Consider the following 17,810-nt stretch of genomic DNA (forward strand, 5'->3'; position numbering starts at 1 on the left):
TTATGATGTGTTATATTCGACGGAATATTCTTATGTGCAGAACACGACGAATCATGTCCCTACGCCTGGCGGAACAGGATCAATCATGTCCTTACGGTAGTTTTACTTTTTTAATTCTTTACTTTTTTACTTTTCCCTATAGCGCAATAATGTTCATCTGGCACTCGTCGCACTGGAACTGAAGACGGAAGCGGCGGCCGTCGGCAAGCTGCAGGAACAGCGGCTCTTGCCAGGTAGGCTTACGGCCTCCGCGCTTCACGCAGTAGCCGAGGGCGTAACGGATACAGTGACGGCACTGCATGATCATCGGCTCCTTCGTACGCTCCACCTCATAGGCGGGAGCGATATGCTCCAGGCCTTGTGCTACATAGAAAGCCTTGGCCTCGGAGTTGGAAATATTATATAGGTAGGGATAATGCGCGTATTCCCGCTGCCAGGGCTTCAGCGACGGATGAGCGGCTGTGGGCTTGGCAGTCATGGGAGACTTGGGGGCATCCATATTTGACTCCATGGCCTCAACAGCATCACGGCGCAGTTGGGCGAGGATACTGCTCGGGATGAAATACTGGTCACTGTCATCGGGCATCAACACTTTCTCACAGACATATGGCGTATTGCCGAGTTTCGTGAGCTGCCGCTGGATATTCTCGTACTGCGGCTTCTGTGCCGGCGCCAAGGCGAACGAGGCTTTCACCGTCACGGTGCTTTCCGCATGCACGTCCTGTGCTTTCCCTTCTGTCCCGCTGTCCTCCGCCATCGTCAAGGAGAGACGATCGGGCAGTCGTGCCGTGAGCGTCATGATCACGGGAATCTTCCGCTCCGCCGTCTTTCCCGAAAGGATTTTCTCGAAGGCGACATCCTGGTTGCGATAGAGCTCCTGACCCTTATGCAGACTCTTCGGCAGATGCAGCGGGAAGAGACGGTTGCCACTGACGCGGTTGACGCGGAAGCCCTCCAACTCATGTTCGCTGTTGAGGAAACAGAGGCCGTCACCATTGGCAAAACTACTGATGCCGGCAACGGTCAGCCAGCCATGGCCGATTTCCTTGACCTTCCCGACATATTCGCCGATGGCCTTCGGCGTATCGAAAGAGGCGATGTCGGGCTGACGGCCATTGAGGAAATAGGTGGTGAAGCCACGGTTGAACGTCTTCTTCAGACTCGGCTCAAACGTATAGGCTACCCTACCCCTTGAAGCACGACGATAGCGGTCGGGATGCTGACGAATGATGGCGTCGAGTCGCTGCGAATAAGCGGCAACGACATTCTTCACGTAGTCGGCATTCTTCAGACGGCCCTCGATCTTAAACGAGCAGGCACCGGCATCAGCCAGCTCCTCAAGATGATCGATCTGACACATATCTTTCAACGACAGAAGATGACGGTCATGCTCAATCACCTTTCCCGTATTGTCCACAAGATCGAACTGCAGACGGCAGAACTGTGCGCAGGCGCCACGGTTGGCGCTACGACGGAAACAGTATTCGGAAGCATAACAGATACCGGAATAGCTCACGCAGAGCGCGCCATGAACGAATACCTCCAACTCCTCATCGGGGACGGCGGCATGGATGGCACGGATCTCATTGACGGAGAGTTCACGGGCCAAGACGGCACGACGAAAGCCAAGCCCTTGGAGCCACCGCACCTTCTCCGCCGTACGCGTGTCACACTGCGTCGAGGCATGGAGGGCCGGGAGGCGATGGCCTTCTTGCTGAAGTTCTTCATAGATCTTCAGCAGTCCCATATCCTGGATGAGAAGTCCGTCGACACCAGCATCGCCGAGGTCAAGGAGGAGCTGCCTCGTTGACCCCAACTCATTCTCATAAATGATGGTATTGACGGTGACGTAGATCTTCACGCCGAAAGGACGGGCATAGGCGCACAGGCGGCGGATATCTTCCAGGCTGTTGCCCGCAGCCTGACGGGCGCCGAAATGATCGGCACCGATATAGACGGCATCGGCACCATGGTCGATAGCCGCCATTCCCACCTCCAGATTCTTTGCCGGAGCCAACAGTTCTAATGTTCTGAGCATAAACGGAATTCGCTTTTTCTTTTAAGTGTTTCAACAACGCTGGTAGCCATCCATGCGGATCATCAATGGATGTCATCAATGTTATACGGCGTCTCCTGATAGACATAGTAATCGATCCAGTTGCTGTAGAAGAGGTTGGCGGCCGAGCGCCACGTCACCAAGGGTTTCTTCTTCGGATCATCATCCTCATAGTAATGTTCAGGCATCTCCACATCATCCCGTTTGCCGAGATCGCGCTTATACTCCTTGTCGAGGGTATTGGGAGCATACTCGAGATGACCGAGGATATAAAACTCACGCCCCTCACGGGAGGTGACAATGCTGACGCCGGCCTCCTTCGACTCGGCGATGATATGCAGTTCAGGGACTTTCTTGATATCTTTCTTCTTCACTTCCGTATGACGGCTGTGCGGCATCATGAACGTATCATCAAAGCCACGGAAAATCGGCAGTTTCGGATCACAGGGTTTCGTACGGAAGATGCCAAACCGCTTTTTCGGCAACAGGTATTTCGGGATATTGTAGAAATGATACAGCGCTGCCATGGCACCCCAACAGAGATAGAGCGTCGACCATACATTCTTACGGGCCCAGTCGAAAATGCCATTAATCTCATTCCAGTAGTCCACATTCTCGTAGGGCACCGTTTCCACGGGGGCGCCCGTGACGATCATGCCGTCGAATTTCTGCTGCATGAGTTCCTTGGAATCGCGGTAGAACATCTTCATATGTTCAATGGGCGTATTCTTCGGGGTATGACTGCGGAGCTTCATGAAATAAATCTCCAGCTGCAACGGCGTATTCGACAACAGGCGGATTAAATCCGTCTCCGTCGTGATCTTCAACGGCATGAGGTTGAGGATCACGATACGCAGCGGACGGATCTGCTGGGAATGGGCGCGCGTCTCGTCCATGACGAAGATATTCTCCCTCTTGAGAATATCAATAGCTGGCAGTTGATCGGGTAATCTTAACGGCATAACAATCCTTTCTCTATTTTCTTTTTGCAAAAATAAAAAAAAAATCGCAGATAACCCTATAGATTACCTGCGATTTATATTTTTATAAGTATTTTAGCTCAGCCTCGCGGCAAGCAGCTGCTTACCACAGCTGCAGACGCTCGCTCTCGGGGATCCACATCTTGTCACCCTTCCTCACATCGAAGGCCTTGTAGAAGGCATCGATATGCGGCAGAGCGCCATTGACACGCCACTCACCGAGGGCATGGGGATCGGTCTTCACACGGTTGCGGATCTCTGCGTCCGTGATGTTTCCGGCCCACACACCGGCATAAGCCACGAAGAAGCGCTGATCAGCTGTCAGTCCGCCGACGGTCTTCAGTGGTTTCTTGGCCGTAGCGTTCTTGTAGGCATTGAAAGCGACCTGAAGACCTCCGTGGTCGGCAAGGTTCTCACCGAGGGTGAAATGACCATTGGCATGGAGACCGGGAAGCACCTCGATGTTGTCGAAGAACTTGGCGTAACTCTCGGCACGCTGGTTGAAGTTCTTGGCATCGGAAGCCGTCCACCAGTCATGGAGATTACCATTGGCATCATACTGGCGGCCCTGGTCGTCGAATCCGTGTGTCATCTCATGACCGATAACCACGCCGATAGCACCGTAATTGAAGGCGGCATCAGCCTTCGGATCGAAGTAAGGATACTGCAGGATACCGGCGGGGAAGCAGATCTCGTTCGTCGTCGGGTTATAGTAGGCGTTGACGGTCTGCGGTGTCATCAGCCACTCGTCGCGGTCAACGGGCTTACCGGCCTTGCGGGCAATCTCATCCTCCAGTTCGAACTGCTGGCAGGCAAGGATATTGTCGAAGAAGGATTTCTTCGGGTCGATCGTCAGCTTGCTGTAGTCCTTCCACTTATTCGGATAACCGATCTTCACGTAGAACTTGCTGAGTTTCCCGTGGGCATTGGCCTTCGTGGAGTCGCTCATCCAGGTTTGCGCGTCAATGCGCTGACCAAGGGAAACCTGCAGATTGTGAACGAGGTCTTCCATCATCTTCTTGGAGGAAGCGGGGAAGTATTTGCTCACGTAGATCTTACCAAGTGCCTCGCCGAGCTGGCCCTGCACCTGGTTGGTGGCGCGCTTCCACAGCGGATAGTCCTCTTTACGGCCGCGCATCGTCTTACCGAAGAAGTCGAACTTAGCCTGACGGATCTCGTCGGTGAGATAGCTGCTGCTGTTGGAGATCACGTCCCATTCGAGGAGTGCCTTGAGATCATCGGTACTATAGAGGCCAATCATCTTGTCGAGGGCCGTGAAGAAATTCGGCTGACCGACAATCATCTCCTGGATATCAGCCTCGGGGATACCGACAGCCTTGGCCTCAGCCTCGAGATTGAGATTAGGATAGTTCTCGTTGAACTGCGCAAGCGTTATCTTGTTGTAGTTGGCCACGGGGTCACGGAGCTCCGTATTGCTCTTGCTCACGAGGGCCAGAAGGGTCTCAATCTTGAAGATGGCATTGGCACGCTTCTTGGCCGTGGCAGCATCAAAGCCATAGAGGCCGAACATCTTCTGCAGATACTGCTTGTAAGCATTACGGATAGCAACAGTGGCAGAGTCGTTGTTGACATAATAGTCTTTCTGACCGAGCGTCAGTCCACCCTGACCGAACTGCAGAATATTCATCTTCACGTTCTTGTCGTCGGGAGCGAAATAGGAGCCGTACTGACTGCCCCAGCCATACTTGGCATACTTCAACTGAAGTTGACGGAGGGCCTTTTTATTGGCTGCTCCCTCAATCTCATCAAGATACGGCTTTACGGGAGCAAGGCCTTCCTGGTTGCGACGGTTCTCGTCGAGGGCGAGCTTATAGAAATCGCTCAACTTCTGCTCGATGGTTCCCTTCTTGAAGCTCTTCTTCTTCAACTCACCAAGGATACCATTGATACGCTTGTCGTTGGTCTCCTGGAGCTGATCGAAACTGCTGTAACGGCTGTAGGCGCCGGGCAGCGGGTTGAGTTTCTGCCAGCCACCGGTGGCATACTCATAGAAGTCGTCCTGCGGACGGGCCTTCTTGTCGAAATTTTTCTCATACAGTCCCGTCTGACTCTGGGCCATGGCCATCGGGGCTACAGCCATCATCATCATCGGGAGAATACCTTTAATGTTCATAAGCTTATTTGTTAAAGTAATATATTTCGTAAATGCGGAACAGGATCAATCATGTCCCGACAGACTACTGCTTCAGCTCCTCCAGCTGCGCGGAGAGTTCAAACCAGTGATCGTTCTCGGCATCAAGAGCCGTCTTTACAGACGTATACTCCGTGACGAGTTCCATATTCGACGCGTTCTTCGGATCCATGAGGAGTTTGTCAAGTTCCTGGATGCGGGCCTCCATGGTGGCGATCTTTTTCTCACTCTCCTTCACGGCCTTCTCAGCCTTGGAGATCTTCTTACGCAAAGCCTTACGATCCTCATAGGAAACCTCACCACACTGTCCCTCTCCAACGGAGAGAGGAGTAGGTTGTCCTTTTCCTTTCTGCCCGGCAGCAACAGTCTCTTTCTTCCCCTCGGAGCCTTGAGACATTTTACTCCCCTTTCCCTTCGGAGAGGGGTTGGGGGTGAGGCTTTCCTCGATAGTCTCTGCGTTATGCTTTCTGAGATAGTCATAGATACCACCGAGATGCTCCACTACTCTCCCACCGCCGAACTCATAGACCTTACTGACGAGGCCATCGAGGAACTCACGGTCGTGGCTGACGATAATGGCTGTACCGTCGAAGGCCTTGATAGCCTCTTTCAGCACGTCCTTCGACGGCATATCGAGATGGTTCGTCGGCTCATCAAGAATCAGCAGATTAACGGGTTCGAGCAACAAACGAATCATCGCCAGACGGGAGCGCTCACCACCGGAGAGCACCTTCACGTATTTCTCGGAAGTCTCGCCACCAAACATGAAAGCACCAAGGAGATCGTTGATCTTCAACCGCATTTCTCCCGTGGCGACATCATCGATGGTCTGATAAATTGTCTTATTCTCATCGAGGAGCTGGGCCTGGTTCTGCGCGAAATAGCCAATCTGTACATTATGGCCAATCTTCAACTTTCCCGTATAAGGAATCTCACCCATAATACATTTCACGAGCGTAGACTTACCTTCGCCGTTCTTACCGACAAAGGCGACCTTCTCACCACGTTTGATGGTAAACGTGACATGATCAAAGACCGTATGGGAGCCATAATCCTTCCGTACATCATCGCAGATCACGGGATAGTCACCACTGCGCAGACAGGGCGGAAACTTCAGATGCATGGCACTGTTGTCAACCTCATCAACCTCAATAGGTACGATCTTCTCCAACTGACGGATGCGCTGCTGTACCTGTACGGCCTTCGTGGCCTGATAACGGAAGCGCTCAATGAATGCCTTCGTGTCGGCAATCTCCTTCTGCTGATTCTCATAGGCACGGAGTTGCTGCTCACGACGCTCCTTACGGAGGACGACATACTCATCGTATTTCACGCGGTAGTCTTCCACATGTCCACAGGTAATCTCCAACGTACGGTTGGTGACATTATTGATGAAGGCACGGTCGTGGCTGACGAGGACGACGGCCTTCGCACTCTGCTGCAGGAACTGTTCCAACCACTGGATACTCTCGATATCGAGGTGGTTCGTCGGCTCATCAAGCAAGAGGACATTAGGATGACGGAGAAGGATCTTCGCCAGTTCGATACGCATACGCCAGCCACCGGAGAACTCCTTCGTAGGACGGTCAAAGTCTTCACGCGTGAAACCGAGACCGGTGAGCGTGCGCTCCATCTCGGCCTCGTAGTTCTCTCCGCCCATCATCATGAAGCGCTCATGCTCCTGGGTGAACGTCTCGATGAGCTTGGCATAGCTGTCACTCTCATAATCAGTACGTTCTGCCATCTCCTGTTGCATCTTCTCCAGACGCTCCTGGAGCTTCGTCGTGTCGGCAAAAGCCTTTTTCGTCTCTTCCCGCACCGTGGTGTCATCAGAGATTTTCATGACCTGGGGCAGATAACCGATGGTACAGTCATTGGGAATGGATACTGTTCCCGCCGTGGGTTTCTGCAACCCACAGAGGATCTTCAGCATCGTCGACTTTCCGGCACCGTTCTTTCCGACGAGAGCGATACGGTCGTTGGGGTTGATCACAAAACTGACATCCGTAAAGAGAGGCTTAACGCCAAACTCCACCTTCAGTCCTTCTATAGAAATCATAATAAAGTGTTATGCTATAAAAAAAAGATGACATTCCCCTCAGCAGGAAATGCCATCTCTATTCCTTTCAGACATCAGGGAAGAATTACTTCACCTTGTCTACGATAGCCTTGAAAGCCTCGGGATTGTTCATAGCGAGGTCAGCGAGGACCTTACGGTTGATCTCGATACCTGCCTTGTGAAGAGCACCCATCAACTGGCTGTAACTCATGTTCTCCAGACGGGCAGCAGCGTTGATACGCTGGATCCACAGAGCGCGGAAGTTGCGCTTCTTGTTGCGACGGTCACGGTAAGCATAAGTAAGACCTTTCTCCCAAGTGTTCTTGGCTACGGTCCAAACGTTCTTGCGAGCGCCATAGTAACCCTTGGTGAGTTTCAGAATACGTGTTCTCTTTGCTTTGGAAGCTACGTGATTAACTGATCTTGGCATAATTTTGTAGTTTTAAAAGTTCGACTCCAGTGATGATTAGCGCAAGTTGAGCAAGTCACGTACCTGCTTACGGTTTGCTGCATCGACGAGGGTAGCACCCTGCAGATTACGCTTCTGCTTCTTCGTCTTCTTAGTCAGGATGTGACTGTGGAAAGCGTGATGACGCTTAATCTTACCTGTACCGGTGAAACGGAATCTCTTCTTCGCACCGGAATTAGTCTTTACTTTTGGCATTTTTTGTTGTTATTTAAATTGTTATTAATAATAGGTGGCAACGCATATACCAAGCGCAACGCACCATTTTTCTTCTTATTCTTTATTGCTGTCGGCCAGCTTCTTCAGCGCCTCACCGCCTTTGACATCGGCGAGGGTGCCGTGAGCCTGAGCCTCTGCTTCCTTCTGAGCCTTAGCGGCAGCCTTCTCAGCAGCCTCTGCTTCCTCACGGTCGCGCTTCTGCTGGCTCTTCTTGGCCACACCACTCTTCTTCGGAGCGATATAGATGAACATCTTCTTGCCTTCAAGTTTCGGCATCTGCTCTACCTTACCGAGTTCCTCCAAATCATTGGCGAAACGGAGGAGGAGGACCTCTCCCTGTTCCTTAAAGAGGATACTACGACCACGGAAGAACACATAGGCACGAACCTTATTACCGTCTGTCAAGAACTCCTTGGCATGCTTGAGCTTGAACTGATAGTCATGTTCATCCGTCTGCGGTCCGAAACGGATCTCCTTGACCTCTACCTTCACCTGCTTCTGCTTCATCTCTTTCTGATGCTTCTTCTGCTGGTAAAGGAATTTAGAATAGTCAATAAGACGGCAGACAGGCGGCTGGGCATTCGGAGAGATCTCCACAAGGTCAACACCCTGCTCACGGGCCATGTTCAGGGCCTGGCGGGTAGGCATCACCTCTGAGCCATTGTCACTTACAACACGAACCTCGCGGATATGAATCTGCTCATTCACGCGATATTGATTCTTCAATTGTTTCTTCTTGTCATTCTTCATGAACTATTCTAACTTGTTCTTTTTTGATAATCGGCTGCAAAGTTACTCATTTTTCATCGTTCAGCCAAACTTTTTCATAACTTTTTTTGACGTAGGTACATGATTTATCATGTTCCGCCAAATGCGGGTGCGTGGCCGCAACATGGCGGCCACCTACTCATTGGCAGAAAGCGTTTTCATCCCAACCATATTTCGCCAACGGTCCACTCTGGACGGATCAAGGAGCGGAGCGAGCTCACGGTGACCGTCAGCAGTAGTAATATATTGTGTACCGAAACGCTGAGGACGACCTTCGAGGACAGCAAGGCGGTCCTGGAGCTGTGCCAAGGCATCAGGGCCGAGATCTCCCGTGGCCGCGCCGATGGCCAGGACGGGCAACTCCTTACGGAGAATATCTGCAGGGGCATGAAGGACGACAAGCCATAGGGCAACAGAGGCATCCTGCACTTTGGACATGGACACCCATCCGCAAGAGTCGAGGATTGCTGTGGCATCATGCAACGACAGTTTGCTGTCGAAGCCTAACGCATGATACAGAGAGTCTGTAATCTCCGGATAGCCCGTGCTCCGCCGCAATAGTTCTACCCATCTTGTTTGATTCGTTGGATCCTTCGTCGACAGGGCAAGAATACGCTGCGTCAACGGGTGATCCGTCATGGCCTCTATGGCTTTCTTCTCGGCTTCCTTCTGTTTGTGGGTGTCTGAATTAGGATCCTCATTGTTGATTTTTCCTCTCAAGACATAGAAGTCGGTCTCCAATGACCGGTCGGCATCCAGAATGCCGATCCCTTTGGAGATTAATTTCCGTGCCTCATCATACCGTTTCAGCAGTCCTGTCACACGGGCGAGATGATAGAGCATACGTGCTGTCTGATAGTTATTCTTCTCAGCGGCACGGTGGAGACAACGGTAGGCCGTGAGGGAGTCGCCGAGCTGTTCATAGGTCATGCCCGCCATATAGAGGGTATTTACGGTAGTATCGCCAAGCGCCAGCAAACGGTCGTAGACATGGGAGGCCTCACGAAACTGCCGCTGGTAGAAATAGGCGAAGGCATACTGGCGGCTGACCAAGATATTCGACGAGTCACGACGGCAATAAGCTTGTACATACTGCAGGGCTTCGGGTGAGAAATCACAGAGATTGAGGGCTGCCGCCAGCTCGGCGACAATCTGTCCGTCGTCAGGATAACGGGCCACAAGGGCTTTACCTACAGGGATGCACCGCCCATAATCCTTTTGAAAATAATAACCATAGAACAGTTGTCGATAGGCATCATGAGTGAGACTGTCTGCCGGCAACGCCTTCAGGATTTTAGCACAACGGTTATAGTCCGCCCGCTGATAGTAGCAGTCGGCAAGGCGGAGTTTGACGGCCACCGTTGGCTTCACCCGCTCTGCCTTCTGATAAGCCCGGAGTGCATGGAACACGTCATACCGTGCCACGCAACTGTCGCCTTCCGCCAAAAACTGCTGATAGGTCTGGGCACGAAGAGTGGCATTAAGCAGAAGAAAGAGGATGAGAGAAATGCATTTTAATCGTTGCATGCTGCTATTCGATTTTATCAAGCTGATCTTTTGTCAGCCCTGATGTTTGGATGATAAGTTCATTAGAGACACCCGCTGCTTTCAGTTTACGCGCCATATCGAGTTTTCCCGCCAATTCTCCTTCTGCACGACCCTCTGCACGACCCTCTGCACGACCTTCTGCACGACCCTCTGCACGACCCTCTGCACGACCCTCTGCACGACCCTCTGCACGACCTTCTTCTATACCATGTCTTCGCGCACTACTATAATAGGTACGCTCTGTGCGTACAATATCCCAGAAACGGTCATAACCATTCAACTGAGCTTCCGTGTAGGAGGACTCTTCCAAGATATCCACAGCTTTTCGAACTTCAGGGTTCTCCATAAATTCTACCGGAACCTTTTTTACATTACCCATTTCCGTTAAAAAGCGGAGCCACAGTACTTGCATTTTCCGCTGAGAGAAACTCTGCGGTTTGAACTTTGGAAGTTCTACGAAGATCAAATGCAGACCTTCGATTACCTTGTTTGTATGCAGCACGTTCACCATGTCATAGTGGTGATAATAATCCGGCAGATCAGGCGCAAAAATATCATTTACCAAATTCAAAGAATAGACAGGCTGAAGCAGTTCATAGTTTTCATGCTTATCTAGTTGTCTGACATAAGCCTTTGATGCATTGAATAAAACACGCTGCATAAATTCTTCCGACCAGATCATTTGCATTTCTACAAGAAATTGCCGTCCTTGATCATCTTTACAACGCACATCAACAATACTATTTTTCTTAAGAGGGTTGTCGGGTACCATCTCCACAGGTATATAGTTCACCTCTTTCACAAAATGGTTATCATCCAGCGGAAGAAGAGCATTCAAAAGACTAATCACCAAGTCCTCATGTTCTCCGAAGATCTTCTTAAAGGTGAGATCAGCCCTTGGGTCTAGATATCGCATAAGCTATTGTTTTTGTTGCAAAGATAATCTTTTCTGATGATTTTTCCAAATAATAACGAGATAATTTTCCTTTTAACCCGTTTACCTTTTTACTTCTTTACTTTTCCTATATTCCGTCGCCGTCATTCCCATGACGCGCTGGAAGTGTCGGTGAAAACTACTCATGGAATTAAAGCCGGACTGCAAGGCGATGTCAGCGAGGGGAAGCTCTGTGGAGGACAATAGTTCCTCCGCTTTCTCCACGCGCCATCGATTGACATAATCATAAAAAGTGGTATTCAACCGGCGGTTCAGGAACACGGAGATATACGTGCGGTTCGTACCCATAGCCCTTGCGACATCATTGATGTTCAGCGTGGGATTGAGGTAGAGTTTCTGCTTGCGGAAGATCTCTTCAAAACGGTCACTGAAATGGAAATCCGCCATGGCTTTCTCCTCTTCCACCTCAGCCTCATCATGTTCCTGAACGTCCCGCTCTTCTGCTGCTGGCTCACCATGGAGCATCTCCAGCATATCTTCTTGCCGGTAGACGAAATAACAGAGCAGGCCGAGGATGATACTACAGAGAACATTATAGACCGATGCCGTGATCGGAGAGTAAATTTTAGTAGCGATAAACCATACGACTCCCAAAAGAATATACAGAAAGAGGAAGAGCCACAGCCAATGAAGGGAAAGATGCTCTTCGGATGAGAAGTTCGACGACAACTGACGGTTGAACTGCCTGACAGCGAAGAAGCCATAACCAATGATCAATACGGAATGGATCAAGGCAACATCCATCGTCCACTCGTAAATCCAATATTGTAAGGTGAAGACATAGGCGGCAAATGTCAGTAGATAAGGACCTCCGTTGACGACAGCCATACCCAATGGCATATAATGGTTGTGGGTCAGCCGGTAGAGGAAAAACAACGCCAACGGCACCACCGTGACCTGCAACAGATCGGTGATGCTCCGCATGTTCTCACCCAGGAAATTATGGATAAAGAACACATAGAACTCAAAGACACTGATGGCCAGGAGATAGAGCATGAAAAAGAAAGCCGACCGCTGAAGCCGGTGCTGTCGTCCTTTTATATATAGAGCAAAGGTTCCCACGATCTGAAACATAAAGAACAGTCCGCAGGAGAAATCATTCAGTCGTGTGCTCAGTTCTGCATCCATAGTGGGTTCATTGATGGGTTTGGGCTCATGCTTCCTTTGCAAAGATAGTGAAAGGATATCGTATTTCCAAACTTTCAATCCATAAAAAACGATTCACCTCATCAATAATTCTATCTCAAAGGATCAATTTTTACGCATTGACAGTTGCATCTTGGAATTTATCACTATCTTTGGGACATAAAAATACAGCACAACAATATTCACCTATAAACAAATGACAACTATGAAGACAAGAACATTCCGCCTCCTCGCCATACTGCTGTTGGCGACGATGGCTATGCCCATGCAGGCACAAGGACTCGGCGGCCTCCTGAAGAAAGCCAAGAAAGCCCTGGAGACCGTTACTTCCACGACAACCACAAAGAGTACGTCCTCTTCCACCGCCACTCCCGATGACCAGCCTTCGGGGAAGACTATCCAACTCATCGGCGGCGGCACGCTGACCAATCCGCTGAGCTCCGTCATGGATGTGGAACTCGTCGGTGTTTATGGTCATAGTAAGTCGGTCAACTTCGGAGATGTCGGCGTAGTACTGAAGATCAAGATGAACGAATATGTGGAAACGCTCAACTATATCGACGGTGGATCCCGCACGATTGCCTTCGACGAGGAGGGCAACAGTTACATGGGCGACAACACCCTTTATTCCGTCCCCGTAACAGAAGGGGTCTTCGTGAAGATCGATATGGGCGAGAAAGGCCAGCATTTCAAGAACGTACGGAAGGCTGCCGCCAAGACCTTTCCGGTGATGAAGATCAAAATCTGTGTCGACTACGGCAAGGAGGGCACGCTGGTCTTCAAGGATGTCCCCGTCACCTGGGACAAGTAATAGATAGAACATACAAAAAGACAGAGTAACCGATGAAACATATCCTGCGATGAATATGTAAGATCTGTTACTCTGTCTTTTATTTCCCCTATATGGCGGAACATCAATAATGATGTTCCGCCGGGGTTTATTTCTCTACGGCTGCCTGTGCTGCCGCGAGTCTGGCGATAGGCACGCGGAAGGGCGAACAGCTGACATAGTCGAGGCCTACACGGTGACAGAACTTCACACTGCTCGGCTCACCACCATGCTCACCACAGATACCGCATTTGAGCGTCGGCTTCGTCGAGCGGCCTTTCTTGACGCCCATCTCCACGAGCTGACCGACACCCGTCTGGTCAAGTACCTGGAAGGGGTCGACCTCGATGACTTTCTCGTCGAGATAGGTAGGCAAGAAGCGAGCGACATCATCACGACTGTAACCGAAGGTCATCTGCGTGAGGTCATTCGTTCCGAAGCTGAAGTAGTCGGCATATTTGGCAATCTCATCAGCCGTGAGGGCAGCCCGCGGAATCTCGATCATCGTACCGAGTTTGAAGTCTACCTCCATACCCTCTTCGGCGAAGAGCTCCTTGGCGGCGGCACGGATAACCGCCTGCTGCTGTTTCAGTTCCTTATAGGTACCAACGAGCGGCACCATGATCTCGGGCATGGGGTGATAGCCCTGGCGTTTCAGTTCGATGGCAGCACCGAGGATGGCCTTCGTCTGCATCGTCGTGATCTCGGGATAGGTGATGCCGAGGCGACAGCCACGCAAGCCAAGCATAGGGTTTACCTCTTGGAGGGCGGCGACACGCTGCTGGATCTCAGCGAGGCTCTTGCCCATCTCCTCAGCCATGACCTTCTGGCCCTTGATGTCATGGGGTACGAACTCATGGAGAGGCGGGTCGAGGAGACGGATATTCACGGGCTGTCCGTCCATACATTTCAGGATACCGACGAAGTCCTTCTTCTGCAGCGGCAACAGTTTGGCGAGTGCCGTCTCGCGGCCTTCCTTTGTGTCGGCGAGGATCATCTCACGCATCGGCTTAATCTTATCCTTATCGAAGAACATGTGCTCCGTACGGCACAGACCGATACCTACAGCACCGAAGCGCTTGGCAACCTCGGCATCATGGGGCGTATCGGCATTGGTACGTACAACCATGCGCGTGTATTTGTCACAGAGGGCCATCAACTCGGCGAAATCGCCCGACACCTCTGCCTCCTTCGTCTTCACCTGTCCGGCATAGACCTCACCAGTAGAGCCGTTGAGGGAGAGGTAATCGCCCTCATGGAGAACGGTACCGTCGATCTCCACGGTGCGAGCCTTATAGTCGATATTGATGGCACCGGCACCGGAGACACAGCACTTGCCCATGCCACGGGCGACGACGGCGGCGTGGGAGGTCATACCGCCACGGGCCGTAAGGATTCCCTCGGCGGCACTCATGCCGGCGAGATCCTCCGGAGAGGTCTCGATACGGACCATCACCACCTGATGACCGTCCTCATGCCATTTCGACGCGTCATCAGCGAAGAATACAATCTGTCCGCAGGCAGCACCGGGAGAGGCGGGAAGGCCACGCGTCAACACCTTGGCCTCTTTCAGCGCCTCCTTGTCGAAGACAGGATGGAGGAGCTCGTCGAGCTTGTTCGGCTCACAGCGCTGGATGGCCGTTTTCTCATCGATGAGCCCCTCATGGAGCAAATCCATGGCAATCTTCACCATAGCCGTTCCCGTGCGTTTGCCGTTACGCGTCTGGAGGAACCACAACTTTCCTTCCTGGACGGTGAACTCCATATCCTGCATGTCGTGGTAGTGCTTCTCAAGCTTGTCCTGCAAGGCGTTGAGCTGCTGGTAGAGCTCGGGCATGGCCTCTTCCATTGACGGGAACTTGGCAGCGCGGATCTCCTCGGAGATACCCTGCTGCTTAGCCCAGCGCAGGGAGCCTTCCTTCGTGATCTGCTGCGGCGTACGGATACCGGCGACGACATCCTCGCCCTGGGCGTTGATGAGATACTCACCATTGAAGCGGTTCTCTCCCGTGGCGGCATCACGACTGAAACAGACACCGGTGGCGGAGGTGTCACCCATATTACCGAAGACCATCGCCATGACACTCACGGCAGTACCCCACTCCTGCGGGATACCCTCCATCTTACGGTAGAGGATGGCACGCTCGTTCATCCAGGAGTCGAAGACGGCACAGATAGCGCCCCAGAGCTGGTCGACGGGGTTCTCGGGGAAGACGGAGCCTGTCTGCTCCTTGATGGCATTCTTGAAGAGGACGACGAGCTGCTTGAGCTCTTCGACATTCATCTCGTTGTCGAGGACGATGCCACGCAGACTCTTCACCTTCTGGATAATGGCCTCAAAGGGATCGATGTCATCCTTATTAACGGGTTTCATACCGAGGACGACATCACCATACATCTGTACGAAACGACGGTAGCTGTCGTAGGCGAAGCGCTCATTGCCCGTCTTCTTGGCGAGCCCCTTGACGACCTCGTCGTTGAGACCGAGGTTGAGGATGGTATCCATCATTCCCGGCATGGAGGCGCGAGCACCGGAGCGGACACTGACGAGGAGCGGGTTCTCAGGATCTCCGAAGGTGGAGTTCATGAGTTTTTCAATATGGTGGATGCTCTTCTCGACATCAACTTTCAGAAGGGCGACGACATCATCCTTTCCCTTCTCAAAATATTCATTGCAGACATCTGTGGTGATGGTAAATCCTGGAGGCACGGGGACACCGATGAGGTTCATCTCTGCCAGGTTGGCACCTTTTCCTCCAAGGAGGTTTCGCATGTCGGCACGGCCTTCTGCCTGTCCGTTACCGAACGTATAAACTCTTTTTTCGCTCATTTGCTGTTGAGATTTTAGGTTTTATATCTTGTATTGTCTATTATATCTGTCAAATAGATATCGCAAATATACACATTATTCTCTTTTCCACCAAATTTTCCTTCCGCTTTTTGTCACCTCAGCCTTACATTTTTTCATGTTTACGCAAACAACGGAATACATGTTTTTGTGAAACCAGAAATCATGTTTTTGTCATTCCTTTTGCAGAATCGTGGAAAAATGCGTAAATTTGCAAGCAAAATCAGACAAACATTATGAGTAAGAATAAGAAACCGCTCCCGTTGCTGGAGCATGTCAGGATAGAGTCCGTTGCCGCCGAGGGCAAATGTGTGGCCCATGTCAACGACCTCGTCGTCTTCGTACCTTTCTGCGTCCCAGGCGATATCTGTGATCTCCAGGTGACGCGGAAAAAGCACCACTATGCCGAGGCCCGTGTGGAGCGCTTCATCGAGAAGAGTCCCCTGCGCACAGAGCCCTCTTGTGCCCATTTCGGCATCTGCGGCGGCTGTAAATGGCAGAACCTGCGCTACGAGGAACAGTTGAAGGCAAAGCAACAGCAAGTCTACGACCAGCTCTCCCGCATCGGAAAGGTCGAACTGCCGGAGTTTGATCCCATCCTCGGGTCGAAGAAGATCACCGAATACCGCAACAAACTCGAGTTCGGCTGCGCCAACAAGCGTTGGTATACGAAGGAAGAACTCGCCGCCCTCCCCGAGGGAACGGGACTCGGCGGTGGTGCCATCGGCTTCCATATAACGGGAGCTTTCGATAAGATCTATCCCATCGAGAAATGCTGGCTCATGGACGACCTCCACAATAAGATCCGCAACGCCATCCGTGACTATGCCCTTCAGACGGGCATGACGTTCTATGATATCCGCGCCCAGCATGGCCTCTTGCGTGATATCATGATCCGCAACTCCCACAGTGGGGAGTGGATGGTCCTCGTACAGTTCCATTATGATGAGGACGGCGACGAGGCGCGTGCCCGCGGCCTGATGGAGCATCTCGCCACGACATTCCCGGAGATCACGTCTCTCCTCTATGTCGACAATCAGAAAGGCAACGACACCTTCAACGACCTGCCCCTTATATTATATAAAGGTAAGGATCACATCTTCGAACTCATGGAGGACCTGAAGTTCAAGGTCGGTCCGAAGAGTTTCTATCAGACGAACACCGACCAGGCCCACGTCCTCTACTCCGTGGCCCGGAAGTTCGCCGCCCTGACGGGTAAGGAACTCGTCTATGATCTGTATACGGGTACGGGAACCATCGCCAATTTCGTAGCCCGTCAGGCCCGTGAGGTCATCGGCATCGAGTATGTCCCCGAGGCCATCGAGGACGCGAAGGTGAACAGTGAGATCAACCATATCGACAACACCCTCTTCTATGCCGGTGACATGAAGGATATCCTCACTGACGATTTCATCCGTGAGCATGGGCGTCCCGATGTCATCATCACCGATCCGCCGCGTGCCGGCATGCACCCCGATGTGGTGAAGGTCATCCTCAACGCTGCCCCTCATCGCATCGTCTATGTCAGCTGCAACCCCGCCACACAGGCCCGTGACCTGCAACTCCTCGATGTCGCCTACAGGGTCATGGAGGTCCAGCCCGTAGACATGTTCCCCCACACGCCACATGTGGAGAATGTAGTAGTATTGGAAAAGAAATGATTCTAAACAGGGTGTGGCCCTAGTGACCACACCCTGTTTAGGATCATTTCCTTTTTGAACGGAACATGATGAATCATGTCCCTACATAACCGGAATATGATGAATAATGTCCCTACAAAACAG

At 51.7% G+C, this 17,810-nt stretch carries 13 protein-coding genes; 2 read left to right on the top strand and 11 right to left on the bottom strand.

Annotated elements, in window-relative coordinates; genetic code table 11:
- Window positions 1-136: 136 nt before the first annotated feature.
- From G604_RS0102455 to G604_RS0102500, 10 genes are all read right to left on the bottom strand, one after another.
- Window positions 137-2,038, bottom strand: coding sequence for a peptidase U32 family protein (locus G604_RS0102455; RefSeq protein ID WP_036904402.1), 1,902 nt, complete (start codon window positions 2,036-2,038; stop codon window positions 137-139).
- Window positions 2,039-2,100: 62 nt separating this feature from the next.
- Window positions 2,101-3,018, bottom strand: coding sequence for a homoserine O-succinyltransferase (gene metA, locus G604_RS0102460; RefSeq protein WP_028909161.1), 918 nt, complete (start codon window positions 3,016-3,018; stop codon window positions 2,101-2,103).
- A gap of 121 nt (window positions 3,019-3,139) precedes the next feature.
- On the bottom strand, window positions 3,140-5,170 hold the full coding sequence (locus G604_RS0102465; RefSeq protein WP_028909162.1) for a M13 family metallopeptidase: 2,031 nt from the start codon (window positions 5,168-5,170) through the stop codon (window positions 3,140-3,142).
- A gap of 64 nt (window positions 5,171-5,234) precedes the next feature.
- A complete protein-coding gene (locus G604_RS0102470; protein ID WP_028909163.1) occupies window positions 5,235-7,247 on the bottom strand; it encodes an ABC-F family ATP-binding cassette domain-containing protein in 2,013 nt (670 codons plus the stop codon).
- Between the two features lie 85 nt (window positions 7,248-7,332).
- Window positions 7,333-7,677: a 50S ribosomal protein L20 gene (rplT, locus tag G604_RS0102475; protein ID WP_028909164.1), complete on the bottom strand. Its 345-nt coding sequence runs from the start codon at window positions 7,675-7,677 to the stop codon at window positions 7,333-7,335.
- A 36-nt stretch (window positions 7,678-7,713) separates the two neighbouring features.
- Entirely contained in the window at window positions 7,714-7,911 is a 198-nt protein-coding gene (rpmI, locus tag G604_RS0102480; protein WP_028909165.1) for a 50S ribosomal protein L35, read from the bottom strand.
- 75 nt (window positions 7,912-7,986) lie between these two features.
- The gene (gene infC, locus G604_RS0102485) at window positions 7,987-8,682 is read right to left on the bottom strand and encodes a translation initiation factor IF-3 (protein ID WP_028909166.1); all 696 of its coding nucleotides are present in this window, start codon (window positions 8,680-8,682) and stop codon (window positions 7,987-7,989) included.
- 153 nt (window positions 8,683-8,835) lie between these two features.
- Window positions 8,836-10,227, bottom strand: a complete 1,392-nt coding sequence (locus G604_RS0102490; protein WP_036904404.1) for a CDC27 family protein — start codon at window positions 10,225-10,227, stop codon at window positions 8,836-8,838.
- Window positions 10,228-10,231: 4 nt separating this feature from the next.
- Entirely contained in the window at window positions 10,232-11,164 is a 933-nt protein-coding gene (locus tag G604_RS0102495; RefSeq protein ID WP_028909168.1) for an Rpn family recombination-promoting nuclease/putative transposase, read from the bottom strand.
- An 81-nt stretch (window positions 11,165-11,245) separates the two neighbouring features.
- Window positions 11,246-12,331 carry a helix-turn-helix domain-containing protein gene (locus G604_RS0102500; RefSeq protein WP_036904405.1) on the bottom strand — a complete coding sequence of 362 codons (1,086 nt, stop codon included), beginning with the start codon at window positions 12,329-12,331 and terminating at the stop codon, window positions 11,246-11,248.
- 223 nt (window positions 12,332-12,554) lie between these two features.
- On the opposite strand from G604_RS0102500, the gene G604_RS0102505 reads away from it, so the two are divergent.
- A complete protein-coding gene (locus G604_RS0102505) occupies window positions 12,555-13,160 on the top strand; it encodes a hypothetical protein (RefSeq protein ID WP_028909170.1) in 606 nt (201 codons plus the stop codon).
- Window positions 13,161-13,287: 127 nt separating this feature from the next.
- Here the strand turns inward: G604_RS0102505 and ppdK are convergent, their stop codons facing one another.
- Window positions 13,288-16,008, bottom strand: a complete 2,721-nt coding sequence (ppdK, locus tag G604_RS0102510; protein WP_028909171.1) for a pyruvate, phosphate dikinase — start codon at window positions 16,006-16,008, stop codon at window positions 13,288-13,290.
- Window positions 16,009-16,262: 254 nt separating this feature from the next.
- On the opposite strand from ppdK, the gene rlmD reads away from it, so the two are divergent.
- Window positions 16,263-17,687, top strand: coding sequence for a 23S rRNA (uracil(1939)-C(5))-methyltransferase RlmD (rlmD, locus tag G604_RS0102515; RefSeq protein WP_028909172.1), 1,425 nt, complete (start codon window positions 16,263-16,265; stop codon window positions 17,685-17,687).
- Window positions 17,688-17,810: the final 123 nt, after the last annotated feature.

The sequence above is a fragment of the Prevotella sp. AGR2160 genome (genome assembly GCF_000424185.1).
Classification (GTDB): Bacteria; Bacteroidota; Bacteroidia; order Bacteroidales; family Bacteroidaceae; genus Prevotella.

Coding starts and splice junctions, on each gene's coding strand:
- G604_RS0102455 (WP_036904402.1), bottom strand. CDS start 2,038: ATGCTCAGAACATTAGAACTGTTGGCTCCGGCAAAGAATCTGGAGGTG.
- metA (WP_028909161.1), bottom strand. CDS start 3,018: ATGCCGTTAAGATTACCCGATCAACTGCCAGCTATTGATATTCTCAAG.
- G604_RS0102465 (WP_028909162.1), bottom strand. CDS start 5,170: ATGAACATTAAAGGTATTCTCCCGATGATGATGATGGCTGTAGCCCCG.
- G604_RS0102470 (WP_028909163.1), bottom strand. CDS start 7,247: ATGATTTCTATAGAAGGACTGAAGGTGGAGTTTGGCGTTAAGCCTCTC.
- rplT (WP_028909164.1), bottom strand. CDS start 7,677: ATGCCAAGATCAGTTAATCACGTAGCTTCCAAAGCAAAGAGAACACGT.
- rpmI (WP_028909165.1), bottom strand. CDS start 7,911: ATGCCAAAAGTAAAGACTAATTCCGGTGCGAAGAAGAGATTCCGTTTC.
- infC (WP_028909166.1), bottom strand. CDS start 8,682: ATGAAGAATGACAAGAAGAAACAATTGAAGAATCAATATCGCGTGAAT.
- G604_RS0102490 (WP_036904404.1), bottom strand. CDS start 10,227: ATGCAACGATTAAAATGCATTTCTCTCATCCTCTTTCTTCTGCTTAAT.
- G604_RS0102495 (WP_028909168.1), bottom strand. CDS start 11,164: ATGCGATATCTAGACCCAAGGGCTGATCTCACCTTTAAGAAGATCTTC.
- G604_RS0102500 (WP_036904405.1), bottom strand. CDS start 12,331: ATGGATGCAGAACTGAGCACACGACTGAATGATTTCTCCTGCGGACTG.
- G604_RS0102505 (WP_028909170.1), top strand. CDS start 12,555: ATGAAGACAAGAACATTCCGCCTCCTCGCCATACTGCTGTTGGCGACG.
- ppdK (WP_028909171.1), bottom strand. CDS start 16,008: ATGAGCGAAAAAAGAGTTTATACGTTCGGTAACGGACAGGCAGAAGGC.
- rlmD (WP_028909172.1), top strand. CDS start 16,263: ATGAGTAAGAATAAGAAACCGCTCCCGTTGCTGGAGCATGTCAGGATA.